The sequence below is a fragment of the Chitinophaga jiangningensis genome (assembly GCF_900142605.1).
Lineage (GTDB): Bacteria > Bacteroidota > Bacteroidia > Chitinophagales > Chitinophagaceae > Chitinophaga > Chitinophaga jiangningensis.
In genome coordinates this window covers 234,403-260,727 of the sequence record NZ_FRBL01000007.1, presented here as the reverse complement: position 1 = coordinate 260,727, position 26,325 = coordinate 234,403, and the positions used below count along the sequence as shown (strand labels likewise).

At 45.0% G+C, this 26,325-nt stretch carries 27 protein-coding genes; 12 read left to right on the top strand and 15 right to left on the bottom strand.

Annotation, left to right across the window (positions count from 1 at the left end; all coding sequences use genetic code 11):
- Positions 1–10 precede the first annotated feature (10 nt).
- From BUB18_RS19255 to BUB18_RS19230, 6 genes are all read right to left on the bottom strand, one after another.
- The gene (locus BUB18_RS19255; RefSeq protein ID WP_143160008.1) at positions 11–1,948 is read right to left on the bottom strand and encodes a TonB-dependent receptor plug domain-containing protein; all 1,938 of its coding nucleotides are present in this window, start codon (positions 1,946–1,948) and stop codon (positions 11–13) included.
- Between the two features lie 126 nt (positions 1,949–2,074).
- A complete protein-coding gene (locus tag BUB18_RS19250) occupies positions 2,075–2,725 on the bottom strand; it encodes a tetratricopeptide repeat protein (RefSeq protein ID WP_073084230.1) in 651 nt (216 codons plus the stop codon).
- 232 nt (positions 2,726–2,957) lie between these two features.
- The gene (locus BUB18_RS19245) at positions 2,958–3,833 is read right to left on the bottom strand and encodes an EamA family transporter (RefSeq protein ID WP_073084228.1); all 876 of its coding nucleotides are present in this window, start codon (positions 3,831–3,833) and stop codon (positions 2,958–2,960) included.
- Between the two features lie 47 nt (positions 3,834–3,880).
- Entirely contained in the window at positions 3,881–5,107 is a 1,227-nt protein-coding gene (locus BUB18_RS19240; RefSeq protein ID WP_073084226.1) for an MFS transporter, read from the bottom strand.
- A 53-nt stretch (positions 5,108–5,160) separates the two neighbouring features.
- Positions 5,161–5,835 carry a FadR/GntR family transcriptional regulator gene (locus tag BUB18_RS19235; protein WP_245805702.1) on the bottom strand — a complete coding sequence of 225 codons (675 nt, stop codon included), beginning with the start codon at positions 5,833–5,835 and terminating at the stop codon, positions 5,161–5,163.
- Between the two features lie 180 nt (positions 5,836–6,015).
- Positions 6,016–6,717 (bottom strand): glycine-rich domain-containing protein, encoded by a 702-nt coding sequence (locus BUB18_RS19230; protein WP_178372158.1) that lies wholly within the window; start codon positions 6,715–6,717, stop codon positions 6,016–6,018.
- Between the two features lie 146 nt (positions 6,718–6,863).
- Between BUB18_RS19230 and BUB18_RS19225 the strand changes: the two genes are divergently transcribed.
- From BUB18_RS19225 to BUB18_RS19215, 3 genes are all read left to right on the top strand, one after another.
- Positions 6,864–9,257: a S9 family peptidase gene (locus tag BUB18_RS19225; protein ID WP_073084223.1), complete on the top strand. Its 2,394-nt coding sequence runs from the start codon at positions 6,864–6,866 to the stop codon at positions 9,255–9,257.
- A gap of 134 nt (positions 9,258–9,391) precedes the next feature.
- A complete protein-coding gene (locus BUB18_RS19220) occupies positions 9,392–10,270 on the top strand; it encodes a helix-turn-helix domain-containing protein (protein ID WP_073084222.1) in 879 nt (292 codons plus the stop codon).
- 16 nt (positions 10,271–10,286) lie between these two features.
- Entirely contained in the window at positions 10,287–10,748 is a 462-nt protein-coding gene (locus BUB18_RS19215; RefSeq protein ID WP_073084220.1) for a DUF983 domain-containing protein, read from the top strand.
- Positions 10,749–10,836: 88 nt separating this feature from the next.
- Here BUB18_RS19215 and BUB18_RS19210 read toward each other — a convergent pair whose 3' ends face one another.
- A complete protein-coding gene (locus BUB18_RS19210) occupies positions 10,837–11,139 on the bottom strand; it encodes a hypothetical protein (RefSeq protein ID WP_073084218.1) in 303 nt (100 codons plus the stop codon).
- 187 nt (positions 11,140–11,326) lie between these two features.
- On the opposite strand from BUB18_RS19210, the gene BUB18_RS19205 reads away from it, so the two are divergent.
- Together BUB18_RS19205 and BUB18_RS19200 are read left to right on the top strand one after the other, a co-directional pair.
- Positions 11,327–11,902, top strand: a complete 576-nt coding sequence (locus BUB18_RS19205; RefSeq protein WP_143160007.1) for a hypothetical protein — start codon at positions 11,327–11,329, stop codon at positions 11,900–11,902.
- An 85-nt stretch (positions 11,903–11,987) separates the two neighbouring features.
- The gene (locus BUB18_RS19200) at positions 11,988–12,542 is read left to right on the top strand and encodes a hypothetical protein (protein ID WP_073084214.1); all 555 of its coding nucleotides are present in this window, start codon (positions 11,988–11,990) and stop codon (positions 12,540–12,542) included.
- Between the two features lie 31 nt (positions 12,543–12,573).
- Here BUB18_RS19200 and BUB18_RS19195 read toward each other — a convergent pair whose 3' ends face one another.
- A complete protein-coding gene (locus BUB18_RS19195; RefSeq protein WP_073084212.1) occupies positions 12,574–13,161 on the bottom strand; it encodes an SMI1/KNR4 family protein in 588 nt (195 codons plus the stop codon).
- A gap of 154 nt (positions 13,162–13,315) precedes the next feature.
- Between BUB18_RS19195 and BUB18_RS19190 the strand changes: the two genes are divergently transcribed.
- Positions 13,316–13,600, top strand: coding sequence for a hypothetical protein (locus tag BUB18_RS19190; RefSeq protein WP_073084210.1), 285 nt, complete (start codon positions 13,316–13,318; stop codon positions 13,598–13,600).
- Positions 13,601–13,776: 176 nt separating this feature from the next.
- Positions 13,777–14,493 carry a hypothetical protein gene (locus BUB18_RS19185; protein ID WP_073084209.1) on the top strand — a complete coding sequence of 239 codons (717 nt, stop codon included), beginning with the start codon at positions 13,777–13,779 and terminating at the stop codon, positions 14,491–14,493.
- On the opposite strand, the gene BUB18_RS19180 is transcribed toward BUB18_RS19185, so the two are convergent.
- Together BUB18_RS19180 and BUB18_RS19175 are read right to left on the bottom strand one after the other, a co-directional pair.
- Positions 14,494–15,768, bottom strand: a complete 1,275-nt coding sequence (locus BUB18_RS19180; RefSeq protein ID WP_073084207.1) for an erythromycin esterase family protein — start codon at positions 15,766–15,768, stop codon at positions 14,494–14,496.
- Between the two features lie 49 nt (positions 15,769–15,817).
- Positions 15,818–16,660 (bottom strand): helix-turn-helix transcriptional regulator, encoded by an 843-nt coding sequence (locus BUB18_RS19175; RefSeq protein ID WP_073084205.1) that lies wholly within the window; start codon positions 16,658–16,660, stop codon positions 15,818–15,820.
- Positions 16,661–16,747: 87 nt separating this feature from the next.
- Here BUB18_RS19175 and BUB18_RS19170 point away from each other — a divergent pair, with 87 nt between their 5' ends.
- The gene (locus BUB18_RS19170) at positions 16,748–17,812 is read left to right on the top strand and encodes an SDR family oxidoreductase (RefSeq protein WP_073084203.1); all 1,065 of its coding nucleotides are present in this window, start codon (positions 16,748–16,750) and stop codon (positions 17,810–17,812) included.
- Between the two features lie 338 nt (positions 17,813–18,150).
- Here the strand turns inward: BUB18_RS19170 and BUB18_RS19165 are convergent, their stop codons facing one another.
- The 3 genes from BUB18_RS19165 to BUB18_RS19155 all read right to left on the bottom strand — a co-directional run bounded on the left by BUB18_RS19165 (position 18,151) and on the right by BUB18_RS19155 (position 21,176).
- Entirely contained in the window at positions 18,151–18,702 is a 552-nt protein-coding gene (locus tag BUB18_RS19165; RefSeq protein ID WP_073084201.1) for a hypothetical protein, read from the bottom strand.
- 102 nt (positions 18,703–18,804) lie between these two features.
- Positions 18,805–20,397, bottom strand: a complete 1,593-nt coding sequence (gene dgt, locus BUB18_RS19160; RefSeq protein WP_143160006.1) for a dGTP triphosphohydrolase — start codon at positions 20,395–20,397, stop codon at positions 18,805–18,807.
- A gap of 479 nt (positions 20,398–20,876) precedes the next feature.
- Positions 20,877–21,176: a hypothetical protein gene (locus tag BUB18_RS19155; RefSeq protein WP_073084197.1), complete on the bottom strand. Its 300-nt coding sequence runs from the start codon at positions 21,174–21,176 to the stop codon at positions 20,877–20,879.
- Between the two features lie 417 nt (positions 21,177–21,593).
- On the opposite strand from BUB18_RS19155, the gene BUB18_RS19150 reads away from it, so the two are divergent.
- The 4 genes from BUB18_RS19150 to BUB18_RS19130 all read left to right on the top strand — a co-directional run bounded on the left by BUB18_RS19150 (position 21,594) and on the right by BUB18_RS19130 (position 23,587).
- Positions 21,594–21,827, top strand: a complete 234-nt coding sequence (locus BUB18_RS19150; RefSeq protein ID WP_073084195.1) for a helix-turn-helix domain-containing protein — start codon at positions 21,594–21,596, stop codon at positions 21,825–21,827.
- Positions 21,828–22,715: 888 nt separating this feature from the next.
- Positions 22,716–22,961, top strand: a complete 246-nt coding sequence (locus tag BUB18_RS19140; protein ID WP_083550306.1) for a helix-turn-helix domain-containing protein — start codon at positions 22,716–22,718, stop codon at positions 22,959–22,961.
- A gap of 51 nt (positions 22,962–23,012) precedes the next feature.
- Positions 23,013–23,246, top strand: a complete 234-nt coding sequence (locus BUB18_RS19135) for a DUF433 domain-containing protein (RefSeq protein WP_218588063.1) — start codon at positions 23,013–23,015, stop codon at positions 23,244–23,246.
- Positions 23,243–23,587, top strand: coding sequence for a DUF5615 family PIN-like protein (locus BUB18_RS19130; protein ID WP_073084191.1), 345 nt, complete (start codon positions 23,243–23,245; stop codon positions 23,585–23,587). The genes BUB18_RS19135 and BUB18_RS19130 overlap by 4 nt, the downstream gene beginning before the upstream one ends.
- 71 nt (positions 23,588–23,658) lie before the next feature.
- Here the strand turns inward: BUB18_RS19130 and BUB18_RS19125 are convergent, their stop codons facing one another.
- Entirely contained in the window at positions 23,659–24,897 is a 1,239-nt protein-coding gene (locus BUB18_RS19125) for a DUF6371 domain-containing protein (protein WP_143160005.1), read from the bottom strand.
- 92 nt (positions 24,898–24,989) lie between these two features.
- Positions 24,990–26,222: a DNA primase family protein gene (locus BUB18_RS19120; protein ID WP_218588062.1), complete on the bottom strand. Its 1,233-nt coding sequence runs from the start codon at positions 26,220–26,222 to the stop codon at positions 24,990–24,992.
- Positions 26,223–26,325 lie beyond the last annotated feature (103 nt).

Below are 26,325 nucleotides of genomic sequence, written 5' to 3'. Positions count from 1 at the left end.
GTATTAGAATTTATAAGTTAAGAATTATACCCGTATTAAAATTAAATCTCCGGGAATTATAACCAGTGATATCGAAATATTTTATATCTGTAATATTCCGAAACTGCCCGAAAATTTTAAGCAAGTTACCAAATTTATATTCACCGTAGAGGTCCAGGGTGTAATAATCTCCCATACGATTGCTTGATTCCCAGCGCTCACCCACATAACGGTAGGTGGCAGCGGCGTAAAATGCCGGTGTAACCTGGTAGCCCAGCGTGGCATTTACCGCATTGCGGGGGATACGGTAGAGGTTGTAATAAGAAGTATCCTTGCCGTTCTGTGAAGTGCTTATCTGGCCATCGGTATAAGAGTAGTTAACGGTCAGGTTCAGGCCTTTGGTGATTTCCACGTCCGCCTCCAGTTCTCCGCCGTAGGCTTCCTGCTTATCCGCATTGCGGTATTGACTCATAAAAGTTACCGGATCAAACCAGAATATAACCAGATCCCTGGTATGCCTGTAAAAGCCCGTTGCACGTACGTTTACACGATTTAATCCCAGCTGGTAGCCAGCTTCGTAGCTGGTAGTTACCTCCGGTTTCAACCCACTGTTACCATATCCGGGGAAATAGAGTTGATAAAGAGATGGTACTTTATACCCTGAAGAAACGTTCAGGAACAGTTTATGTCTGTCGTTGATCAGGTACGACGGGTTGATGCTGAAGGTGGCATTATTACCGTACAGGCTATGGTGATTATAACGGCCGCCGGCATCCAGGTTGAATCCGTTCATATTGTGCAGCAATACGGATGCATAGGCACTGATCTGGTTGCTCTTGGCTGAATCCGCCGGAATATAGGTAATTACGGGTGGTGTTGCCGGAATGCTGTTTTTTACCAGGAAGTCCTCCTGTTCCATAGTACTGCGGGTAAACGCAGCGCCGCCAATCAGCCTTACCTGGTGGTTCAGGTCCACATTCACATAGCTCTCTGCCTGGTGAATGTTGGAGCGGAAAGAGGTATTATCATACTTGGCATAGCCAAAAGGAGTAATGTATCCGGAGTCGTTCAGGATATTCCGGTTAGTTTGCTGAAAGCTGTACAGCATATGCCAGCTCCCTTTACCGAAGGTATAGGTGCTGTGGAAGCCATGCAGCTGGTACCTGGATTTCCCGTTGTAATCTTTATCATCAGTATACGCATATTCATCCAGTGCGTGATGGTAATCGTTAAAATTAAAGAGGTACTGGAGATGCCAGCGCTTCCCGGCATCGAGGCCGAGTTTAGCAAACACGGCATGCTGGCGGAATCCGTCTTTATCGAAACCTGCTTTACCGGTAGAATCATAGGCATCGGACATGCCATCGGTTTTTTCATAGCGATAGCCTGCCAGATAGGAAAATTTATTGATTTGGCCGTGGATACTGGCGTTAGCCTGCTTGTCGTTATAGCTGCCATAGCCAAAACCAGCAGTGGCGCCTATTTTTTTACCGCTGCCTTTGCGGGTGATCACGTTGATAACACCGGCTACGGCATTGGAGCCATAGAGGGTAGACTGGCTGCCACGAAGGATTTCGATGCGTTCTACCAGTTCGGCCGGTATGAAGTTGAGGTCGAAACTGTTGGGGATAGAAGTGGCATCACTTACGGGCTGCCCGTCGATCATGATCAGCGTATTGCCATTAGAGGAGCCGCGCATATACACCTCAGGCACGGTACCGGGAGTATTATTGCTTCCGTTTACGACCATGCCTGCCTGCTCATTGAGGATGGCGGCTACTGATTTACCGCTGTTCCTTTCCAGGTATTCGCGGGATAAAATGGTGACTACCTTACCGGTTTCACTGGCTTTCTGGGGGCCTTTGGTGGCGGTAACTGTAACGCCGGAAAGATGGCTGATGCGGCTGGAGTCCTGTGCCATGGCTGGAATAGACGCAGCCATGAGGATGATTGCAATAGTTGTTCTCAAAATATATGGAATAAAAAAACGAACTACGGATTACGTCGGTTAGCAAAACTGCAGCGAAACAATCGGTAGTTCGTGGATAAAAAAAAGCAGGATATCGCTATCCTGCTGAAACGCTTTGGGCGAAAATCAACCAGGCATTCTGGAGATATACTTGTCCATCTCTTTGATCTGGCTTACTAACTGCTCGGTAGTAGGCTTTTGCGCTTTTGCTCTGCGGAAATATTCCTTGGCAGATTTGAAGTCGCGGCGGCTCATGGCAATAGACGCCAGGGTGAGCAGTGCGGCAGCGGTATTTTCTTTGTCCGGCAGGCCCATACGAAGGGATTTCTTCAGGTTCTGGTCTGCGGTTTTAAGATCGTTTTTCTGGTAAGCGATGGTACCCAGCTGGAAATACTGCATACCCTCGTATTCTTTCATCGGGCTGCCGGACTGAATACTCTGGCGGATGGTAGCTTCGGCTTTATCCAGGTCGTTGCTGTACATCGCCATGTTACTTTGCATGAAGAAGTAAACAGAACGGATGGGTTTATACAGCAGTTTAGGAAATTTTACCTGGCTCATTAAAGCGTTGGCTCTGTCGAGATCACCGGCTTCCACGGCTTCCTGCACCAGTCGCATAGGTCCAAACATCAGGTGTGTCACCAAACACACTACCGCCAGTACTAATACAATGGTAGCTTCCCACCAACCCACTGTCAGACCGAGGGCAATACCGCCAATCAACAGGATAATGCCTATTGGAAAGCGATATAGAATAAAAATGTTAAATGCTTTCATGGAGAATCTGTTCGTAATTCACTTATTTCTTATACGAGGCAGCAAAGATAATTAAAAAAGCACCTTAAAAATGGGTGATTTTAGAAATGGTACCTGAATCAGGAACCACCTGTGACGGTTGCTGATTAGGTTGAACCCGGCCCGGAGGTCTGGCAATCTTTTCCGGCTGGCAGCGGCCGCAGGCCGCAAAAAAACAAAATCGGCAGCGAAGCTGCCGGTTTCCAATTACTCACTAACTAAGTTTCTTTCTCAGGTTGGCCAATACAATCGCTCCCAGTATCACAAAAACACCCACTACCTGCACGATGGTAATCTTTTCATGCAGCAGCACCATGGCGGCTATAGTAGCCACGGGCAGCTCTGCTGCGCTCAGGATGGCGCCCAACGACACACCTGTCTGCGGCATTCCCTTTGAAAAAAGGAATGGGGGCAATACCGTGCCGAACAGGGCCAGCGGCAACCCCCAAATCCATAAACTGGTTTCCGTAAAACGACCGTTAATCAGATATACCGGTGGAAATATTAATGTGATCACTACAAAGGCACCCGTTACAATCCAGGCACTTTTCAGCACTGGCGTAAGGGAACGGCCCACGCGGCCACTCACCACAATGAAAATCGTGTAGAAGAACGCTGCCAGCAAGCCATAGCCGATACCGGCCAGATTTATTTCGGAAGCGCCATTACTGATTAGCCCACCGGCCAAACAAGTACCTGCCAGAATCAGTGCCACTGCCACCCATTGGGTTGGCGTTGGTTTCTTTTTATAAATCATCCATTCTGCCAGCATACTCATCCAGGTAAACTGCATGAGCAGGATGATACCGATGCTGGCCGGGATGTACTGAACGCTCTGGTAATAGGTAATGCTTACCAGGCCGGTAGAACTTCCCAGAATAAAACAGGTGCGTGCATCTTTTGATTTCAGACCATAGGTGGCAGCGCCGGAGATCCAGTGAATCAACCAAAGCGCCACCATCCCGTACCCGGCCTGAAGGCTACATAATTCTCCCAGGGTAAAGCCTTGCTGATAGCCCAGCTTCACGATGGATGACAGAATTCCGAAACTACAAGCCCCAAGCAATACTAGCAAAATGCCTTTCCACATAACTTAAATTTTTCTATGGTGCGAATGTAGCCTTATTCATGCAATCGCTATACTTTCCGCTTTTCCAGGTTTGGCAGGAGTCCTGTCAATAACCCCATCAATGGAAGGTAAGCGCACACTTTATATACATAATCAATGCTGGTGCTGTCGGCTAATTTTCCGAGCAGGGCAGAGCCCACACCAGCCATGCCAAACGCCAGCCCAAAGAACAGTCCGGCGATCATACCCACTTTACCTGGTACTAACTCCTGTGCATACACGAGAATGGCTGAAAAGGCGGAAGAGAGAATAACGCCAATGAATACACTGAGTACGGCAGTCCAGAAGAGGTTGGCATGTGGCAGCAGCAGTGAAAACGGTGCTACTCCAAGGATGGAGATCCAGATCACGTATTTTCTGCCGATGCGGTCGCCCAGTGGACCACCAAAGAAAGTACCTGCGGCTACGGCGAACAGGAACACAAACAGGTATACCTGTGCGCTTTGAACGCTGACATGGAATTTATTGATAAGATAGAAAGTGTAGTAGCTGGTCATGCTGGCCATATAGAAGTATTTGGAGAAGATCAGCACCAGCAGGATCACCAGTGAAAAGATCACGGTGGAGGTGGGCAGCTTCGCTTTTTCTATATGTTGTGCGGCCTTTTTAGGCTTCGCACGATGCATGTTTTGGGTGTACCATTTGCTGATGCGCATCATTACCACAATGGCCAGCAGTGCTGCCAGTGAAAACCAGATTACATTAAACTGCCCGAAAGGAACGATGATGGCCGCGGCCAGCAAGGGCCCCAGGGAGCTGCCCGCATTTCCGCCTACCTGGAACAGCGACTGTGCCATGCCGTGTTTACCGCCGGAGGCCATGTGTGCCAGTCGGGATGCTTCCGGATGGAAGATGGCAGAACCTACGCCGGTGAGGGCTACGGACACGAGCACCATGGCAAATGTGTGAGAAAATGCCAGGCTCACCAGGCCTATGAGCGTAAAGCCCATGCCGATGGCCAGGGAATAAGGTTGCGGCTTTTTATCCGTGTACAAACCTACGAGGGGCTGTAATATGGAGGCCGACATCTGAAAGGTGAGGGTGATGAGGCCTACCTGGGAATAACTAAGTTTCAGGGAGTCCTTTACCAGCGGGTATATCGCGGGTATGAGGGACTGCATGGTGTCGTTTAGCAGGTGAGTAAAACTTAAGGCTATCAGGATAGAGAACACTGTTTGCTGGGCTACTTTCTCCACCACGGCAGGTTCTTGCTGTTCGGCTAATGTTGTGGACATGATGTTTCTTTTTAAGATCAGATCATCTGATGTTTGATTGTCAAAAAATCCGGTTATTTACCGTGTGTTGCGATTTTAGTAGCGCAGGACCATGCTTTTTTTGGGTCTTTGTCTGCAATAGCGTGCAGCAGTGCCTCATGCAGTTCCTGCGTTTCTATGAATGTATCTGTATTGCCGTAGCGCTGTACAAATGATTGTTTCAGCATATTAGCCACGGTTCCGTACAGCTCTATCATCAGCTCATTTTTCGCGGCTTCTGCGATGGCGCTGTGAAAGTGGATGTCAGCCTGTATACATGCTTCCAATTGGTTGCTGACAGCATATTCAAAGCGTTTCTTCAGAAAGCCTTTCATCTTTTCCACATCTTTCTTTGATCTGAGCAGCGCTGCTTTTTCTGCAATTTTTACTTCCAGCACCAGCCTTACTTCATTCAGGTCCTCAAAATCAGCACGCTGTAAGCGCTGGGTGAGCGGCTCTCCCGAGCCATTCTGTGATGTAACAAACGTTCCTAATCCCTGCTGTACTTTTACAAAGCCACGGTTGGCAAGGATCTTCACCGCTTCACGGATACTGCTCCTGCCTACACCGAATTGCACCATCAGTTCCGGCTCCGGTGGGAGCTGGTCATTCACCCGGTACCTGCCGGATTCAATTGCATCCTGTAATAGGCCGGCTACCTCTTCGGCCAGGCTCATTCGTTTTAAGGGAGAAGTTGGTTTGCTCATCATATCATCTGATGTTTGCAAAGGTAAACGAATTAAAATTTCTCTGTAAAATTGATTTTAGGGAGATGCTACAGCCTTCATCAGGCAGGTGCCGTGTGTGGGATCGGCTACCATGGCGGAGAAGCGTGTAGGGAGATTCCGATGTTTAAACGGAAAACTTGTCTTGATGAAGGTTACGGAACATTAGGAATCTGTGCCGCAACTCCCGGAACATCCGCCGCTGGTCGTAGTAGAATCCCCGCCGCCTATATTGGATAAAGCCAAAACGGCTATACCTGTCAAAACGATTCCCAGTAGTATAAATTTGAAACTCCAGCCTGCCAGCCAAAGGATAAAACCCAGGAATATTGCAAAAATGATGGCCTTCCATACGAGGGTGGACGTTATTTGCGTTAGCCAGCCTGGCCTACGGATCACATAGTGCCTGTTACGGTCCACCCACACATTCTCCGCAGGGAGAAACCGTTCATCCACATCCGGCCAGATGTCCGATGGTGGCTTTACCCCGAACTTTTCCAGGTACAGCCTTAATGTCTCCCTATAAAAAATATAAAATTTCTTATTCTCTGCTTCTCCGCCCTGCGTGGGATTATGGTGGATTTCTTTTCCGATAATATTCCGGCAAAGGTCCTTCCAGTAAGAGTTAGTATAGGTGAGATGCAGGTGCCACGCCTGGTCCACCGCTTCAGATGGCGTTACGCCCGTATCCGTAATAGCAGTAAGGAAAATGAAGCACTTGTATTCTGCAACAACCCGCTCGGCAAAGGCAATGTCCCAGTTGTTTTCTCTCGCAAGCCGATGGGTGAAAGTGAAGCTGGCATTAAGTGAATCGGGATTGAAACTATCTATTTGCTCCCATAGGATCTGCTCCTCGTTCGTCATCATAGGTGAGGGTTATATTGGTTTCCAAAAGATAATCAAATTCCCCAAACGCTTATCACAAATGATTTTAATTTTCTGTGATTAAATCCTATTTTGTCGCGATCAGCCTATACGCTTACGTTACAACCAGTATTAACTTAAACTGCTATATGAGAAAATTAGTTCTGTCATTAACCCTGTTAATGTCTTTCAGGGTGTATGCACAAGATGCACTAAAGTACCAGACGCCTGCCCAGAGCATCCTGGACCTGGCTATGGCCGCACCTTCGCCAACGGTAGATTTTAACGGAAAAGGAGATGTAATGCTGGTGCTGGAAAAATCCAGCTATCCCACCATCGAAGAGCTGTCGCAGCCGGAATACCGCCTCGCCGGTTCCCGTATCAACCCTGCCAACTTTGGTCCCAGCCGCGCGCCTTATTTTACCGCTATTAAAATCAAAAACCTCGTAGCCAAAAAAGAGTATGCTGTTACCGGATTACCGGCTAACGCCCGTATCAGTGGCATCTCCTGGTCACCATCACAAAAGAGTATAGCCTTCTCCGTTAGTGATAATAACAGCATCACCCTCTGGGTAGCTGAAGTGGCTACCGGCGCAGCCAAACAGGTCACCAAACGTAAGCTGAACCTCACAGATGGTAACGGCTTCACCTGGCTGGACGACAACCGCTTCATCGTATTCGCCGTACCGCAAAACATTGGTAACGCGCCGGTAAAGCCATTGGCACCTGAAGGCCCTACTACACAGCAAACCAGCGGTAAAGCAGCTCCGGCAGCCACCTACCAGGATATGCTGAAAAATCCTTTCGATGAATTACTGTACGATTATTATTTCCAGTCGGAGCTGGTAATCGTGGATGGCGCTAATGAAACCGTGATCAGCAAACCGGGAATTTTTATGGCAGCCTCCCCATCTCCCGATAAACAATATTTACTGGTAGCAGAACAGCACCGCCCATACAGCTACCTCGTTGGGTCCGACAGGTTTCCAACAGTAACGTCTATACGTAAAATAACCGGTGAAGAGGTGAAAGTATTGTCCGACAAGCCATTGGACGAAGTACGGCCTAAAGGCTTCGACGCTGCCTCCAACTATCCACGCCGCTTCACCTGGAGAGCCGATGCTCCTGCCACCATCACCTGGATCAAAGCCCTGGACGGCGGCGATCCTAAAAAAGACGTGCCTTTCCGAGATGAGCTGAAAAGCCTGGCAGCACCATTTACCGGCGAAGCCGTTACACTGGCGCAAACGCCGGAACGACTCTACGGTGTTACCTGGGGTAACAACCAGCTGGCACTGATCACGGAATCAAATTCCTCCAAACAGCGCATAAAAGTAAGCACCATCGACCCTTCCCATCCGGAACAGGCCCCGGTGCTGCTCATCGACAGATCCGAAAATGACCGTTACAACGATCCGGGCACGCCAATAACCACTAAAAATGAATTCAACCGTTCAGTGGTATACGTATCACCAGCCGGCGACCTGCTGATGAATGCGCCAGGTGCTTCTCCGGAAGGCGACCGCCCATTCCTGGCTACATTTAACCTGAAGACAAAAAAGCAAAATATCATATGGCGTTCTAAAGCTCCTTATTATGAGCAGGTGGCCAACGTGATTGATCCTGCCCGTTTACTGGTAGTTATCGCCCGTGAGTCGGTTACATCTCCCGTTAACTATTTTGTACAGGACCTGAAGAAAAAAACTTCCACCCAGTTAACCGCTTTCCCGCACCCACAGCCACAATTGGAAGGGGTACAGAAGCAACTGCTGAAATACAAACGTAAAGACGGCGTAGACCTTACCGCCATGCTGTACCTGCCAAAAGGCTACGATCCTGCAAAAGATGGTCGCCTGCCGGTACTCATGTGGGCTTACCCGCGGGAATACAAGTCCGCCAGCGATGCTGCACAGGTGCGTGGTTCCGAATACCGCTTCACCCGTGTAACCTACGGTTCTCCGATCTTCTGGGTAACCCGCGGATTTGCTGTAATGGATGCCACCGAAATGCCGATTGTAGGCGAAGGTGATAAAGAACCTAACGACAACTTCATTGACCAGCTGGTAATGAACGCCGAAGCCGCCGTGAACAAGATCAGCGACATGGGCATCGGCGATAAAAACCGCATCGCGGTAGGCGGCCACTCTTACGGTGCCTTTATGACTGCTAACCTGCTCGCACATACGAACCTGTTTAAGGCCGGTATTGCCCGCAGCGGTGCATACAATCGTACCCTTACGCCATTCGGCTTCCAGAACGAGCAGCGCTCTTACTGGCAGGTGCCCGATGTGTATTATAAAATGTCGCCTTTCTCCTATGCAGACAAGCTGAAAACGCCTATCCTGCTGATTCACGGGGAAGCTGACAATAACTCCGGTACTTTCCCTATCCAGAGTGAGCGCCTGTATAATGCCCTGAAAGGCAATGGCGGCACTGCACGACTGGTGTTTTTACCACAGGAAAGCCATGGTTATGCTGCTAAGGAAAGTATCCTGCACATGCTGTGGGAAATGGACGAATGGCTTAGCAAATATGTAAAATAATTCAGTTGGCGTAAGTCCTGCGGGGCTTACGCCAATCATTAAATACCCCAAATCTCCTCAATAAGTAAAAAGTACCATTAAAGCTCCTTTTATAACAATAGTGTTAACGATCCCGGTAGTACCTTTGTCATATCATGGCAAAGGCTAATATCCCTACATACGATATCTGTTCCCTGGTAATGGGAAAGCCCACACAGGAGGATGTCGTAGTAGCCAGGTTCCCGGAATACCTGGCCGCCCATAGTGATATTCATTTTCCGCATCGGCATTCATTTTATCATCTGGCACTTTTTACCAGTGGCAGCGGTACGCATACGATCGATTTCGAGCGTTTTCCCGTGAAGCCGGGTCAGCTGTACTTTATGGTACCTGGTCAGGTGCATGGCTGGTATTTTGAAGGAAAGGTGGATGGATACGTGATCAATGTATCTGCCGGCTTTTTCAATGTTTTTCTGAAGGATGCGGACTATATAGAACGCTTTCCGTTTCTGAGCGGGGTAGCAGCCGAAGGCGTGGTGGAGTTAACGGCAACAGCGCTAAGGGAAGTCACACGCATTTTTGAGGAAATGCTTCAGGAAGTGGCTACCAATCAGCCCTTTAACATGGATATGCTGCGGCTGCTGATGCTGGAATTATTCATCCGCGTGGGCAGAAGTACCCAACAGGGTGCTATCAGGCAGGACATGCTGCATAACAACCTGTTGCTCCGTAATTTCCGCAAGCTGGTAGAGCAGCATTATATGCAGCTCCGGCTCCCAAAAGATTACGCCGCCATGTTGTACGTAACACCTAATTATCTCAATGCTTTTTGTCAGCACATGCTTGGCAAATCAGCAGGGGAGGTGATTCGCGACCGTGTGCTACTGGAAGCGAAGCGGCTGTTAGTGAATGCTGATACTAACATTTCCGCCATCGCCTACCAGCTCAACTTTGCAGATAATTCGTACTTCACGAAGTTTTTCCGAAAGTATGCAGGTGTTACCCCGGAGGAGTTCAGAAAAAATATTGTTTGATAAAATACTTAAAGCCATGTGTGCAGATAAATCTCACGACAAAAAGCCCAATTTCATTCTTTCACTGCTTGGCAATAAATGTGCGCGTTGCCGCCGTGGAAGCATCTATTCCAGTACTAATCCCTACGATTTAAAGCACTGCATGGATATGCCGGAAGAGTGCCCGGTATGTGGCCAGAAGGTGGAAGTAGAGGTAGGATTTTATTATGGAACAGGCTATGTTAGTTACGCATTGTCCATCGCAATTTGTGTGGCGAGTTTAATTGCCTGGTGGCTGTTTATAGGCTTCTCCATTTACGATAACAGAATTTTCTGGTGGTTAGGCTTCAATGGCTTGCTACTGCTGATTTTGCAGCCACTGATTATGCGTTTGAGTCGCACGGTGTGGATGGCCTTTTTTGTATACTACGATGAAAATTGGCGGCAAAGGCCGCAGGTTACCGGTAGGGAACATTCCAGCCATCTTAAAAATGCATAGTGTTAAATAACAAAAAAAGCCGGAAAGGATTAATCCTGTTCCGGCTTTTATATTTCGACTAAAACTGGCTGTGGTTAGTGAGCACCTCTTAATCTTTCTTGTTGTGTATCTGGCTTGGTTTCAGGTATACTTTCTTACCTTTTTCGTCCACGATATACTTCCTGTCTTTTTTGTCGATGTATACTACTTCTCCGTTGGGTCCTTCCTTGCCTTTATAAGTTTTATCCGTGATGGTGGACGCGCCTTTTACGGCGATGGAGGCAGTCTTATTTCCAACCTTTTTTGCTGTACTGTCGATGCCCTGTGCAAATACGCGCTGACCTACCAGAGAAGCGGTAATACCTAAGGAGGCCGCGAATATCAACATGGACAAATTTTTTGGAGCTTTCATGTCAATATGGTTTTTGTTAAACTAATTTGTTGTACTAGATAGTTTCAACAAGTATGCCAGTTCAGCACTTTAATTGTTAATGAAAATCTTATGTATTGTTAAATAGTTGTATGTAGATATTTGAGTCCGCTGTATTGTACTTGCACTGAAATCTTCGTATATTCCTGATAGATAATCCTTCCTACCTATGGCTCGTAAAGGTCTGTACCTGTCTATTCCCTCTCCCTGTGATCAAAGCTGGGACGAAATGGTTGCTGCAAACGACGGTAGGTATTGTAACAACTGCCGCAAAACTGTTATCGATTTCACTCAGTATTCCGATGAGCAGATATTGTCTTTTCTCAAAGGCCATAAAGGTGCTTTGTGCGGGCATGTGCGTGCTGATCAGTTGAACAGGAATTTGTTGCCGATGGTGCCACAGCAGCGGTTGGTACCGGCAATGTTGTTGACAGCAGGGATGCTGCTGGCAGCGGGGGCGGCGGATGCGCAGGTGAATAATCCAACGCGGGATTCAGTTGTGGTGAGTGATACCGTTCTGCAGGCATGTAAGACTGAGTCTGTTGATACTATTCAGCCCTGTGTGGTAAACTTACCGGAAATTACCGTGATGGCCTATGGCGTAAGAAAGGTGACCAGTGTAACAGGCGGAATAATCTCATATTCAGGGGCGCCACTCAAAAAACGCAGAAGGACCATCATTATTTTTGGTTGGGATACGCATATACCGGTGCCACAGGCTCCTTCGTGGCTGCGTAAGCGTTAGTATTTTTTTTAGGGAGATGAATGGCTACTGTGTTGTAGTTACACCTGATCTCCGTAAATTCCCTATACAGATAACCACTCCTCTTATGGCACACAAAAGTCTGCATTTCTCTATTCCTTCACCATGCAGTAAAAGCTGGGATGAAATGGAAATTTCCGGTGAAGGCCGGTATTGCGACAGCTGCTGCAAAACGGTAGTTGATTTTACCCAGCTAACTGATGAACAGATAATTACTTTAATCAGTAAACATACAGGAAGATTGTGTGGGCATTTTAATGTGAGTCAGTTAAACAGAAATCTACTGCCAATGCAGCCACAATACCGGCTGGTGCCGGTTATACTGCTATCAGCGGGCATGTTGCTGGTGCATGGAGCAGCGAGTGCCCAACAGGTTAAAACTAAGGATACAACTGTGGCGCCGGTGAAACCTGCTGTCAGCATACCAGTGGATAGCGCCGTAGCCCCTGTACCTGCCACCTGTGCGTCTACCATCACGCGGGAGCAGGATCAATCTTGTGAAGCCAGACAATTAACTGGTGACGTGGTAATTACGTACTATGGGAGAAGGCGAATCAGAATTTTTGGCTGGAATACGCATATTCCGGCGCCCAGAGTGCCTGCGTGGCTTCGCAGGAGTTAAATCTCCGGCTTTCTTCGTGGCTCCGTAAGCGTTAGTCTTTAAAATGATAGCGGCTGTCTTTCCGCACAATTCCCCATCTTTTAGCATATACATATTCACCTCTTTCGAGGGCATCCAGGTAGTTACTCAGCCATATTTCAAAGGAGGGGGCTATCATCTCCCTATGGGCATCGTCATGCCAAAGTGTGATCACCTGTCCGGACCTGCCTCCGGGAGCGGGGTCAAAATCCAGGCAGAGGTGGTTGCCCAGGCCATCGTAAGTAAATGGTATCCAGCGCGGATTCCACCAGTCGTCCCGGATGCCGCTGTCGGGCTCGGAAAGGAGGCGGTCGCCATTATGCACAAAAGCGCCATTATCCAGCAGCTCCTGCCAGGTGGTCCATTCATCCAGGATATCCTGGATGGATAGCAGCTTATCGCCGTTGACCAGGCCGGCTTTAGATACCATCTGACCATCGTGAATGCTGTAAAAGTGTTTGAATGAGTTGGGTAACAGGACTCCCGTAGCGGATTCCAGCTCGGCAATATCGTTGAGAGATACACCGGGGTTAAGGATACTAAGCATTTTGGGGGCGTGTTCACGCATCCATAACTCCCATCTGTTCCAATATTGTTCCATTTGACATGGGGGTTTGTAGTACCTATAAAGATGTGAAAAAAAGTTGGAATTTTATATGTTAACTTTCTTCTTTTGCTGCCGTTTTTGTAACTATTTAATCAATACTTTTGTATTATAATCAACACTGAAATTATTCAACAGTAAATAGCGCATTATGGCACAGCTACCTAAATTCCTGATCGCAGACGACCCAGTAACAGATCCTGAGAACGAGTATATTTTCCATACGCAGTCTCCGCGCTTCTTCGCAAAACGCGTTGAAGAAGATGAGGAAACCGCCTATATCGACATCGTTCATGAAATCGACAACGTTGAAGAGTTCTTCAAAAATGCTCCTGAAAAGAAAATTGAACTGCTGGAGCAACTGGAAGACTGGTACTATTCCTACATGGAATGGTTAGAAGACGATGGCGAAGAAGAGGAAGAAGACGAAGAATAAACCTGCTTTATACTTTAAAGGGATCATGTACCACTACATGGTCCCTTTTTTGCGGCTGTAACCTGCACCATGACGCCGAATGTGTTTTGGCCTCAACCAACAAAACTCCCACTCCGTTACTTTTCTATTAAAAGAAAGCTTGCTATATTAGGTTATCAATTATAGCAGAAGGACTTATGGCGGTATACAAATTCAGCGAAGAAGGTATCAGGGATGCAAAAAGGCGTATCATCCGCCGGCAGGTGATTATTTTTGCCATACTGGTAGCCATGTTGTCCTACTTTTACCTCTATCGGGATGAGGTGCCCAACCGCATGGAAATGTACATCATTTTCGGGGTGCTGATTGTTTACTTTGCCTGGAGTAGCTTCCGCCGTATCAAGCTGTCGATGGACGTTTACAGGAGCTTTGAAATTGAAATCAACGACCTTCATATCATCCGCCGTCAGAAACATTCTCCGGACCTTTCACTCTCTGTTTTTGAAATTGCCCGTATGGCAGAAACCCGTAATGGCATTGTGGTGCGTGGCGAGTCCCCGGACGCTGTTATGGTAATCCCCGACGGACTTGATAACTATGAAGAGCTGGAAAAGCAACTTTCTTCCATCCGCACCTTTGATGAAACGGATGAAAAAGCTTTTCATGAGCAATTCTGGTGGCTGGGGATGCTATTGCTGCTGGGCGGCGCTGCCGGGTATTATTTTACTGACGATAAAATTCTGCTGACGCTTTCCGGCCTGGCCATCATCGCATTCCTGAATATATTCGCACGGCGCTCCTACCAAAGCCGGCTCTTCACCGACGAGCGCCGGAAAAGAGCCAATTTTACCTTATACCTTCTTTCCGTGTTGGTAGCTGCTTTTACAGTACTGAGGGTGATCGGTTACATTTGATTACCTGATCACAGGGGTGGAGGTACGGATAAAGAATAACCCGTCGAAGATCCTTGGCCATACTGCTGTTGCAGCCATAAAGTCTCCTATACAAGCTACCTGGTTTTGCTGTAACACTTTGCCGGCATGCCTGTAATCCAACAAGGCAGCTGGTTTATTGGTGGCGGCCAGCGCAGCTTCAATGCTGCCCGCCTGCGGCGGCGGTACATCCATGATTTTCAGGCTTACATAGTCCATATATTTTCCTTCGGACCCTGAAAACCCTAACGCATATACGTTGTTTCCAAAATGCTTTTTCAGCTTGGCCCCCATGGGGATGAAAGTATTATAAAAGTCCTGCAGACCGCCTTTTCCCTCGCTGTTGCCCATGGTGTTGGCGATGTGTCCGTTATGTGCCCAAACGATGATCTTTTTGCCGGGATATACGGTGTCGGCCAGCCAGATCAGGTTGTCAGCCATTTGCAGGTCGCGGTAATTAATTTCATTGCCTTTTGCCAGGCCCCAATAGCGGATGGCCTGGGACTCAATGCTGCATACAGCGCGGTACCAGAAGCCAGCCTTGTTTAACAGACTTTGGGGATCGGATGATGCATTATTTGAAGCCAGTGTTAATTTGAGAAGGTGGGTTTTGCGGAAAAATATTGTCATGGAATCTGTATCTGGCTTGTAGTTCCTGGTTTTAAACAGCGTAGGACAAATGGCTTTAAATACTTTCCAATCGCTATCCAGCTCGCCGGGGTAGTGGTCGAACAGGAACTGGGTCATGTCCGGCATCATTTCATTGATTGCTTTCGCTCCGCTGTGCTGGCTTTCGAAGCCTGTTACTGTTATGGGATTTGCACTTTTCAATTGTTGTTGTACGTAGTTAAATAGGGGATACATTTGCTCGCTGGTGGCATACATATAAAACAGGTTGTTGGGAGCCTGTTCTTTCAAAGAAGCCCCTGCCTGTACATTTCCCCAAATTTTATTTACGTCATAAAAGCCGCTTTCGAAGGCTAATACCTCAAACCCCAGCTGTTCATGCAAGTATTGAATGATGCGCGTTTTAGCTAAAAACGTAGAGCCTTCTCCGTGAGTCTGCTCCCCTAACATAACGATACGACTATTGCCTATGGCCTGTTTCAGCGCATACAGGTCTGTATAGTCGGTGTTTGCAGGGTCAGTGCTGGCAATGGCAGCAGCATGTTTATGAACATATGTTTCCAGTGCTTGCTGCGCTTTGGTTGGCAGGAAAGGGACTAAACAACATACCGCGATGATTACTTTTTTCATCAAAAGTGGATTTATATAGGTGAGATGTCGGTTTACCCAGGTAGAAGTACTACTGCTTATCTGCAATTTTACTTCGGAAGCTGGAAGGGCTCATCTGGTGGTGTTTCCGGAAGAATTTATTGAAGTGGCTCATATCACTGAATCCAAATTCATTGCTGATTTCTTTCAGTGAAAAGGAGCTGTGTTTGAGTCTGTTTTCGATGAGATGTAGTTTGTAGTTGTTTACATATTCACGCAGTGTTACACCGGTTTGTTCTTTGAAATACGTACCCAGGTAGTGTTTGGAGTAGTCGAACCTCTCAGCCAGTTGTTCTGTTTGAATGTCATCCGTTTGGTGGATATGTTCGTGAATATAATTGAGCAGCTGCGTAATTTTTTCGCTGTGTTTCCCTGTAATAGTTTGGGTGGTGGGGGAGATGTTGTTTTGCACCATGGATAGCAGCGCCTGTACGAGCAGGCGGATCGTGTGGTTATTTTCGTTCTTGTCGTCCTGCCATTCGGTCACTATCAGTCGGATCAGCTGATCTATTCTTTCTTTTATTGTTGGGGAGAGATGTAATCTGTCCTGTTGAAATGCCTGCAGTAAATTTTCGGTCACGCTGTTCCAATGCTGTTGGGCAGTGGCTTCGCCGGCGCCCAGATAGGCATTGGTGAATTTCAGGAAGGTAAACGTAGTAGGGGTTGCTATCTCGAAGTGATGGGAATCAGCAGGGCCCAGCAGAAATAACGCATGATGTGCATAAGGGACTGTTACACCGGATACACAGTGCAGGCCTTCGCCCTGATGTACAAATATCAGCTCAAAGTGGTTGTGGTTGTGCACAGGGTGCTCCCACACCTTGCCGGTGAAGTGTGATATGCGTAGGTATTCATGTTGTATATAACGTTTCATTCCTGGAAAAATACAAATTAACCCTACTAAAGTACAACAGATACACTTTTTGCCCAACTGATCTTTGTGGTATAAAAAGCAAAGCATATGAACACCGGAAATAATAAAAAAGTAGCACTGGTAGCGGGCGCTCAGGGCGTAATAGGAAAGAACCTGATCAACTATCTGCTCACCCTGGACGATTGGGAGGTGATCGGATTATCCAGGCGTGGAGGAGAGGCTACAGATAAGTTGCAATACATTGCGGTAAACCTTCAGGACCGCGAAAATGCGCAACAGCAGCTCCAGCATCTCACTACGGTAACACATATATTTTATACCGCTTACCAGGATGCCGCTACCTGGGCAGCGCTGGTGCCGCCTAATATGGCGATGTTGGTAAACCTGATGGAAGCGGTGGAGCCGGTGGCTAAAAACCTACAGCATGTGAGCCTGATGCAGGGGTACAAGGTATATGGCGCGCACCTTGGTGCATTTACTACGCCGGCTAAGGAATCTGACGCGGGCAGGCATATGCCTCCGGATTTCAACATGGATCAGCAATACTACCTGGAACGGTTACAGCAGGGTAAAAGCTGGGGATGGTCGGCTATCCGTCCTTCTGTGGTGGGTGGTACCGCCCTGGGCAATCCTATGAACCTGGCGCTCAGCATTGCAGTGTATGCCAGCATTTCCAGGGAACTGAACCTGCCATTGCGCTTCCCTGGCAAAGCAGCAGCCTATAACAAAATCATGGAAATGACGGATGCCGACCTGCTGGCCAAAGCTACTGTATGGGCAGCTATCACTCCTAAGGCGGCTAACCAGGCGTTTAATATCACCAACGGGGATTTGTTCAGATGGGAGCAGTTATGGCCTAAAATAGCCGCTTATTTTGATTTGGAGGTGGCACCGCCGCTGCCTATGCCACTGGATACAGTGATGTCAGACAAAGCTCCGTTATGGGAGGCCATGCGGGTTAAATATGGGTTGAGTGCTTCATATGATGCAGTATCCGCCTGGAAGTTCAGCGACTTCGTATTTTCCTGGGATTACGATTTTTTTGCGGATGGGAGTAAAGCGAGGCGTTTAGGGTTTCATGAGTACGTGGATACGGAGGAGATGTTTATGCGGTTGTTTGATGAGTTGAGGAGGGAGAAGGTGGTGCCGTGAGGGCATAAAAAAGGCAGCAAAAGCCGCCGGGGGAATACTACTACAAACTATGGCTTGGTTCACATTCGAAATTAGGTTATAAAGTTTAGTTGAAGTATAGTGTAATTGTGCTCAACTTCTATAATTCAATTTATAGCTGTCTTCATAGCTTATCTCAGAGAATGTCTAATATATCTCTGCAATAGCAAAATAGTGCTTAAGTAGAGGCAGGTAGTGCATATTTGAAATAAATGATTTAGTGAAGGTGCAATTTGCCCCTTTCTCATAGGACAGAGAGGACCTATGAACACTCCTTCGTCATTTGAAATAACTATCAACTAAGACATTGTTAGATTTTATTATTTGAAAGATTTAACTATGTTAATAACATCCAACTTTTCTAACCCCAGAACCATAGCGATTATCCAATATATTACCAAGATGATTTTTACGACTACACTTTCTGGGAGTACACCCAAAAAACTTAGGAGATGTTGAGGGAGACACAAGATAAAGTCAATCCAATAGAGCGGATTTAATGAATCAGTTGCTCGCTTGCGAAATACGCCAATCGCTTGGTTAAAATGGCCTATAGTATGTGCAACGATATCGGAACGTGTATTTGTTATGTTATCAAAGGTGCTTACACGATAATTCGCAAAGTTTCCAAATCCCAAAAACTCCTGATGTGTGACCCCAGAATCTTTAATACCGGCTTTTTTAAAGAGATCAATAATAGCAGGCACTTCTTGATTAAATTCCCAAGTATTTTTTGCTAGATAGTGGTTGTACTTTTTTAAAAGACTGCTAGTTTGTCGAAGATTATATATGTTTAATAGAAACCGCAGCAACATAAGCGTAATAAACGCATAGGTTGTATAGGCAATCGGAGATAAAAAAGTTTCCTTCATACTTCTGATAATCGGTTTAAAATTAATTACGAATTATGATCTCAACGTCATATTCAATTTTGGAATAATTATATCATTTTGGACTAATCATTCTATCAGTTTTTATCTATGAGAAATTCCTTTTATCTTTCTATATAAAGCCATCGCATAATTATCTGTCATTCCTGATACATAATCAAGTACGGATAAAACACGATCATATTTCTCTAAATCTGTAAGACTATTTAGCTCTTTTTCTTCTTTGGGTCTATATTCCTCTGGTAACAAACTACTTAATTTTTTGGCCTTTTCTGATTCCTGCTCACCACAAGAGAAGCAAATATCGCTTGAAATTGCCAGACTATGAATCAGCGCGTCCATTACCTCAAACCCGCTTGCCTCACTTTCCAATACAGGTCGATAATTATAAACATATTTCCGAATTAAATATTTCATCTTTTTGAGATTATCTTTGATGGAACTAGGTATGTCATCAATCAAAGACCCCATGTAACCGCCATGCATTATATCCTCATAATTATTCTTGAATATCTGAAAGCACTCGTGTGTTAATACATTTATTACTTTAGATCGTAAATAAGAGATAGTGTCTTTGTAATTTTCGGCATAGGTAATTTTGTTGCTATCAAAGGAGTTATCTATTGATGCAATGTTTGATAAAATTTCTAAGGGGGTATTGTTTATAGTTACTAGTTCGGATTCTCCCTTTTTGTTTATGAAATTGAATGATTTATAATGTTTGTCGATATCAATCAATCCTAAGCGACAACCATCTTCAAAGTCAATCATGCCGTAAGCGATGTCATCAGCAGCTTCCATCAAATAACATAAGGGATGTCGATGGAATGCAAGATCTCCATCACTGATGCCTTCAACAGATAATAGGCCTAGTTCGTTCGCAATCTCTGCGAATAACTCTCTTTCTGAAAAAAAGAATCCATGTTTCGTAAAGGATTTGGGTTCTTTGCCCTTTTCATAAGGTTTTTTTATAAGAAATGCTTCTCGTGGGTATTTACTAAATGTACCTAAGAGTGCTGCTGTGGGATTGATTCCTTTTTCACAATTTTTTGTAAGGATTCTGAAGCCATTAGCATTTCCCTCAAAAACTGAGAAGTCTTTCCAAATTTTATTTTTTTGAATCATTAATTTTTTATCATAAGGCTTCTCTACTGTTATTTTATTATCATAGTCATAGTCATTAAAATAGAAGTTGTTGTCATCTTCTTTTATTGCGTCCTTAATATTTGGATGAGGACGGAAATATGAGTTGTCGCTTGTAAAATGATATGAAATTGCTGCTTCTCCAGAATGGCCAAATGGGGGATTTCCAATATCATGTGCTAAGCAAGCTCCAGCAACTAGCGCGCCGATGTCTGCTGCAAGAATTGGATTATCGACCCGAAAAGAAGCATCTAATTCCTTTATTATTAGAGGGAAAGCTAATTTACCTAATGATCGACCAATTGAAGCCACTTCAAGACTGTGTGTTAATCTAGTATGAACAAAGTCGTATTCTGGAAATGGAATGACTTGCGTTTTATCTTGAAGGCGTCTAAAAGGATAGCTATAGATTATTTGATCGCAATCTTTTTCATATGGACTTCTTGGATCGGTAAATTGTGATTGGCTAATGCTGGTTGAGCACTTCTGAAATTCAGATACTCTTTTGGTAGATAGTAATTTCTGCCAATTCATGCGGGGGCTCATATGGAATGTAATTTTCTTGTAAAGGGAATATTCAAATATAAGGTAATTATTTCTTAAGCAATAAACTCACATTTTGTTTAAAATGAATCTCTTCGAAAATTTTTCAAATTCCTTAAACTCCCGCAACATCCTCTTTCCATTCGTGCCGAAGTTCTTAAACTCACGCAAATAACTATGTAAAGTTTTGCCAGATTTGCTGACAGATGAAAGATCAATGGCACTGTCTTTCATCTGGTTTAGATGGCGTAAGCTAATGTGTTAAAAGATATGATAAGATTGATTCACTCCAAAGAGTGTAAGATTTAGTATTGAAACAATTTCTAAAGTTCAGAATAACTTTCCTAACCCTTTGAAGCTTACCGCGTTAACTTCTAGGTGAAAGTACAGTCTGAGCTGTAGCAGTAGACAATTGCCATTAGAGTGAACATGACGGAATTAGTAGCCAGAATAGAAATTATTAGTTAATACTACTTTGTATTTACTTTGCTTTTAGTTGGTCGTATCAGTCTTTTCCAGCCTTCTTTATATACTTCTTCAGAAATTTGTATGATCTTATCCTTTTCGGCGTTGCTTAAGGCTGGGGTAATAGCTTTTGTTTCTATATCCTGTATATCCTTTATGCGCATTTTACGGTAAAAGGTAGGAATACTCCACTTACATTCTTTGCAAACTCTTTCCCGGAACTCAATTGGCAGGTCTGTATATAGTGCATGCAAAACCGATAAGGCATTTTTGCGGGTGACTGTCCGCTTCTGTTTATTAGTCATTAGTTGGAGAAATATATGGGTATAAACAATGCTGTTAGGTTCAAAAGGGGAGGGCATAAAAAAGGTGCGGGTTGGTTCCTACCGTATCAGAAGGGCTACGACACCCCGACTACGAAATAAGAACGCCCACACCAATATGGTACAGGCGATTTACCTTATTCTCTCGTAGTCTTGAAAGGTCGTAGTTTTCTGATTAGAGAGTAAAGCAAACACGCTTAAATTTCCTTATATGCCTGCAAATATACGTCTTGCTAAGGACTGTTATTGCTGTACTTCATATAATTGTAGGTCAATTTTTAACGAGGTTATCAAAAAAGATGACGCTACAAAAATAATGAAAATATCAATTGCGTACTTGTTAGTACGCAATTTTTTTACAATTTCTTTGATGCTTTGTGTTAATCAACATTTACCCGGATGATTAACGAAGAAGATAAAGAGATAATCAAACGGTTTGGAATGCATCTGGCCAAACTGCGTAATGAAAAGGATTTAAGCCAGCGCCAGCTATCGCATAGGTGCAGGGTTGACTATAGTAAGATTGGCGCTATGGAAAGGGGAGAGGTAAACGTAACGCTAATTACTATTACAGAACTGGCAAAGGGGCTGGATATACCACCAAAGGAATTATTGAATTTTGATTTAGAATGAAAAGGGGCAGTTGAGTAGAAACATAGTTTCTGACAACAAAAATGACAACCGCCCTAAAATAAAAAAACCGCAAATGCAATACTGTATTGCGTTTGCGGCGATTGAGTGGTAGCCCGGACAAGGTTAGTAACGTTGTTCATAATTAATTGATTTATATATTGTTAGATGATTAATTTCAACGTTGGGGTACGGTTTTGGGGAAAATTAATGGAGTCCATAAAAAAGGGTTAGTATAAACTAACGCCTTTTCGGGATTACCGCCCCGTAATAGCGGAAAACCCTTGGGTGGTTGGTTTAACAACCTGTTTAAAGCTCCTTTCAGCTTCAATCTTGAACTTCACATTTGCATACAGGGAAATGCCGGCAACCGCTGCCAGTATCAGCACCATTGAGCGGAGAAGTGATTTATAAATTCTCAACTCAGTTTCTAACTGCTGTATGTACTCAGGCTGTTGCATGATCCAGTTGTTTCTGTAATGTGTCCAAAACGGTCTTATGCCTTCGGGCGTATATCCGCTGCTTTTGATTCAGCATAATTAACATTTCTGACATAATACCCTCAATTTTCTCCATTTCGGCGTTTGAAAGTACCATTTCTACCTGATCGGTTTTTGTGCTGATGCTGTCCTGAAGTTTGGTTTTACGGTAAAAGGTTGGTGTACTCCACTTGCATTCAATGCATACACGTTCCCGGAATAGAACGGGAAAGCGGGTGGTTAGCAGGTGCAAATTTGCCAGGTAATTTTTGGTCCTGGGCTTTTTGGGACGTTTAGCCATGGGGGTGGTTTTGGTTAAGTAAAGAAAAATTAGGTCAAATATAGGCGTTCTTTTTAAAATCTTGCTCGATCGAGCAAGATTTTAAATGAGTTTTTCTCTCAATTTGGTTAGATGATAGACGAAGAAAAACTTAGAAAATCATTTGGCGAGCGGGTACGCTCAATTCGAGAGAGAAACGAATTGACATTATTGGATATTGAGGTTGCTACTGGGATTAGTGAAGGAGCCTTATCTAAGATTGAGAATGGTAAAAAGAACGTGAATCTTCCCACTGTCTTTAAACTTGCTGCAGGGTTAAACGTAGAGGTAACAGATCTGGTAAGTAATCTCTTTAAGGCAGTCGAAGGCCCAATTTGAATTATCAAACTAATGTTGTTACCTAGAAATGTTTAAATTTGGATATAAACTATGATGATGAATTACTTAAACTATATAGAATCTAATAGTAATGTGATGCTTGGTAAGCCTGTTATAAAGGGCACAAGAATTACAGTAGCATTGGTATTGCAACGACTTTCAGAGGGTGCATCCCCACAAGACTTAATAAAAGCATATCCCGCTTTGACTATTGAGTCAATCAGTGCAGTGCTTGCCTATGCTTCGGATGCTATCGGTAACGAAACAATTATCGCTGTAGCATGATCCTGGCTGACGAGAATATTCACACACACATAGTGCAATTCCTTCGTGAAAATGGCTTTGAAGTCGTTTCGATCACTGAATTGAATAAAGGAATTAAGGACGAGGAAGTTATCCAATGGGCTTTAAAAAATGACTATTTTTTACTTACTGAGGACAAAGATTTTGGTGAGTGGGTATTTGCCCACCATGTGAAAGATTTAAGTGTTCTCTTTCTGCGTTATGCTTTCTATGAATATGAAGAAATTGCTGAGGCATTAGTTATTTTATTAAAATCAACCCAGCTTAAAAAGCCTGTATTTGCAACCCTTACCCCTAAGAAAATTAGAGTTCGACAATTATGATTTTCACGCGTGCGTATTGACCGATAAAAAACCTTCCCGCGCAATAGATATCGGAAAAATCTTGGCATTCTTCAACACTTAATTGATAACCAGCAATCGGCATTTCCAGCCTGTCCAATTTTAAAATCATTCCCCCACATCCTTTTTAAGGACTCGGAAAATTCCCCACTGTAAAACTCCCCGCTACCGTCCACAATAGCTTCACAGTGCCCACCTCCCACCATCTCAAAGGTGACAAGCTGCAATCCATCAGTATATTTTCCAGGGCACGAAACCGCTACGAGTGATTTTATTTCAAATGTCAGGTTTTGTAAGGTTACTTTCAACAAATTTCCCTCTGAATCCTTCCCTATAGCGGGTTTCAAGTGAGTCAAAAAATCACGTAAATCACACCCCTTTTGCCGGTCATCTTCGGTTGCATGCAGTTCCAGGATATCCGAAACCTGAATAAACATGAAATTGGAAAGCTCTTTTGCCACCTGCTGCCATCTGATAAATGCCTTGCCATCTGTTGAAAGGTCAGGGAATAACACCACCTTCCTACCATGCAGGGCCTTAGTTCGTTCGCTATTGAGATAAGACAAACTGCCAGCTGCCAACCAAATAAATTCCGGCATATACACACTGGCCACGATAGCAGTTGCCGGCGCTTCAACTATGGCAACTGGCTTGGTTTTATCCTGCTTGAGTAGCTGCTCACCAAACAGACAGGATATATATGAGCCGCTTTGTTGTGTGTAACTTTCAAGCCATGTAGGTAGTGGCTGTTTCTTTAGCATAAAGCCCCTTTGTAAAATACTATGAATCCAGGTGGTAGCACTTTTTACATTACCTTCTTTATCCTGGTATTTGGCAGTGTGTCCGTCATGATCAAACAGCTTTACCTGGCCGGCCCTTATTTCCCCGGCTTGGTTAATAAACCAGAATATCGCAGCGCCCGGCCAGCGGTTATTTGATGTGCCTATTTGGTAACGTGTAACCAGCTCCGAAGCGATGTCAGCACCAAACAATTTAGCCAGGTATTGCACAAAGGAATTTCCACTATAGCTAGTACGATACTGTTTTAAAATCTCAACCGGGATGTTAACAGCTGGTGCTGGGTTGACCTTAATAGCTGAGGGTATGAATGCCGGTACATGGCCAGGCTTCCGAAAATATCCACAATTCACCTCCCGGTCACATCTTCCATAATCGCCGGTAACTGCCTGGTTAGTCATTGTGTCAATGTACACAACAAAGGTTTTCCTTCCACATGCAGGACAGGTATGTTTTTTACTCCCACGTTCCAGTATATATCTAAAGCCAGACATAAATAAAAAGTGTTTGTACGGCCCTACATAGCCTGCATACACTACATTTAGGCATGTAGGATATGTAGAGTATGTAGGACCAGGGGAAACAATTATTTTTCCATATAGATGACCATTCCGGCGGTCCTTCGTTCTATGCTGTAAGCGTGCCGCCGAAGCCGTTCGGTAAAAGTTTTGGTAGAGCAGGGGCGGTAACCGTTATCTGTCGCATATAGCCGGTACGCTGTAAATACTTGTTTATATGGTAAGTACCTGGTTAATGAGGGCCTGTAACCTTCATCCTCTATAAACATGGCTACACTGTCCGACTGCTTTTGGTATTCCTCCACTTTTAGCCGGGCAGCTTCACAATCGGAAAAGCGCTTTTGGCGCAATAGCCGGTTTAAGCCTTCAAGCACCCAGTTAAATACGCCTGATAACTCCGTACCAATGATTTTCCGGGCAAGCTCTTTATCTTGCTGGGCCTCTGGAATTGTTACGTCAAAAGGAATGATCAGAAAACGTCTGAAGTACGCCTGTGTATGTTCTACATTGCCAGGCAGCTCATTGCAGTTAAAAATCAATTTGGCATAGTGCGTCATGTTGAAAGCCTGGCCATAGGGTTGGCGTGCTTCCACTGGCTCCCCAGATGCTAACTGTTTAAATATGGCTGCTTCCAGGTTGTCGTTTATTTCGCTGGCATAGTTTACCAGCTTATTGGCCAACTTAGCCCTATAATAGCCAGTGTTGTCGGTTAAGCTCTGTAAGGAATAGCTACATACGTTTTCAGGGCCTAATAAGGCGCTAATGACCTCGAAAAATACCGATTTGCCATTAGCGCCTGTACCATATAAAAGCAGCGCCTTTTCCAGCTTTAAAATGCCAGGGCCGATAAAGAGGTAGCCGATGTACTCAGCTAACACCAGTTGTCGCTGTATATCCGGAAGTACTGTATTAAGATACTGGGTAAACAAAGGGGCCTTTGCTCCTGGATTATAACCAAACGGTAACTGATAGGTTAAAAAGTCATTCCGGCTGAAGCTGCGTAGTGTAGTGCCATCTGGACCGATTTCATATGTGCCATTTAAAAGGTTGATGTAAACAACACCGATCGGATGTAAGGGCGTAGGGAGATATGCGGAGGCAAGAAATTGCTTATACAAATGCTCTCTGAACTGATAATGCCGACCACTGTATTTGTCTACTCCCATTAACTCGGCCGCATTTCCCAGGAATCCTTTTAGCTCGTCCTCCGCTAACAGACTCCAGTAGGCACCATTGTAAGCATAAATGAAATCGTGGCGTTTACATAGTCCCCAGTCGTTGGCATGTGCGAGGTGTAACACTTCCTCAATACAAATAACCAGGAGATGCCTTTGACTAACGCGTTTCTTTTTCAGTTCTTGCCTAATGATTGATTCCTGTTGGCTGCTTTCTGAATTGCCTTCT

Excerpts from the sequence above, each read along its gene's own strand:
- BUB18_RS19250 (WP_073084230.1), bottom strand. The coding sequence starts at position 2,725 with ATGAAAGCATTTAACATTTTTATTCTATATCGCTTTCCAATAGGCATT.
- BUB18_RS19245 (WP_073084228.1), bottom strand. The coding sequence starts at position 3,833 with ATGTGGAAAGGCATTTTGCTAGTATTGCTTGGGGCTTGTAGTTTCGGA.
- BUB18_RS19240 (WP_073084226.1), bottom strand. The coding sequence starts at position 5,107 with ATGTCCACAACATTAGCCGAACAGCAAGAACCTGCCGTGGTGGAGAAA.
- BUB18_RS19235 (WP_245805702.1), bottom strand. The coding sequence starts at position 5,835 with ATGATGAGCAAACCAACTTCTCCCTTAAAACGAATGAGCCTGGCCGAA.
- BUB18_RS19230 (WP_178372158.1), bottom strand. The coding sequence starts at position 6,717 with ATGATGACGAACGAGGAGCAGATCCTATGGGAGCAAATAGATAGTTTC.
- BUB18_RS19225 (WP_073084223.1), top strand. The coding sequence starts at position 6,864 with ATGAGAAAATTAGTTCTGTCATTAACCCTGTTAATGTCTTTCAGGGTG.
- BUB18_RS19220 (WP_073084222.1), top strand. The coding sequence starts at position 9,392 with ATGGCAAAGGCTAATATCCCTACATACGATATCTGTTCCCTGGTAATG.
- BUB18_RS19215 (WP_073084220.1), top strand. The coding sequence starts at position 10,287 with ATGTGTGCAGATAAATCTCACGACAAAAAGCCCAATTTCATTCTTTCA.
- BUB18_RS19210 (WP_073084218.1), bottom strand. The coding sequence starts at position 11,139 with ATGAAAGCTCCAAAAAATTTGTCCATGTTGATATTCGCGGCCTCCTTA.
- BUB18_RS19205 (WP_143160007.1), top strand. The coding sequence starts at position 11,327 with ATGGCTCGTAAAGGTCTGTACCTGTCTATTCCCTCTCCCTGTGATCAA.
- BUB18_RS19200 (WP_073084214.1), top strand. The coding sequence starts at position 11,988 with ATGGCACACAAAAGTCTGCATTTCTCTATTCCTTCACCATGCAGTAAA.
- BUB18_RS19195 (WP_073084212.1), bottom strand. The coding sequence starts at position 13,161 with ATGGAACAATATTGGAACAGATGGGAGTTATGGATGCGTGAACACGCC.
- BUB18_RS19190 (WP_073084210.1), top strand. The coding sequence starts at position 13,316 with ATGGCACAGCTACCTAAATTCCTGATCGCAGACGACCCAGTAACAGAT.
- BUB18_RS19185 (WP_073084209.1), top strand. The coding sequence starts at position 13,777 with ATGGCGGTATACAAATTCAGCGAAGAAGGTATCAGGGATGCAAAAAGG.
- BUB18_RS19180 (WP_073084207.1), bottom strand. The coding sequence starts at position 15,768 with ATGAAAAAAGTAATCATCGCGGTATGTTGTTTAGTCCCTTTCCTGCCA.
- BUB18_RS19175 (WP_073084205.1), bottom strand. The coding sequence starts at position 16,660 with ATGAAACGTTATATACAACATGAATACCTACGCATATCACACTTCACC.
- BUB18_RS19170 (WP_073084203.1), top strand. The coding sequence starts at position 16,748 with ATGAACACCGGAAATAATAAAAAAGTAGCACTGGTAGCGGGCGCTCAG.
- BUB18_RS19165 (WP_073084201.1), bottom strand. The coding sequence starts at position 18,702 with ATGAAGGAAACTTTTTTATCTCCGATTGCCTATACAACCTATGCGTTT.
- dgt (WP_143160006.1), bottom strand. The coding sequence starts at position 20,397 with ATGAATTGGCAGAAATTACTATCTACCAAAAGAGTATCTGAATTTCAG.
- BUB18_RS19155 (WP_073084197.1), bottom strand. The coding sequence starts at position 21,176 with ATGACTAATAAACAGAAGCGGACAGTCACCCGCAAAAATGCCTTATCG.
- BUB18_RS19150 (WP_073084195.1), top strand. The coding sequence starts at position 21,594 with ATGATTAACGAAGAAGATAAAGAGATAATCAAACGGTTTGGAATGCAT.
- BUB18_RS19140 (WP_083550306.1), top strand. The coding sequence starts at position 22,716 with ATGATAGACGAAGAAAAACTTAGAAAATCATTTGGCGAGCGGGTACGC.
- BUB18_RS19135 (WP_218588063.1), top strand. The coding sequence starts at position 23,013 with ATGATGATGAATTACTTAAACTATATAGAATCTAATAGTAATGTGATG.
- BUB18_RS19130 (WP_073084191.1), top strand. The coding sequence starts at position 23,243 with ATGATCCTGGCTGACGAGAATATTCACACACACATAGTGCAATTCCTT.
- BUB18_RS19125 (WP_143160005.1), bottom strand. The coding sequence starts at position 24,897 with ATGTCTGGCTTTAGATATATACTGGAACGTGGGAGTAAAAAACATACC.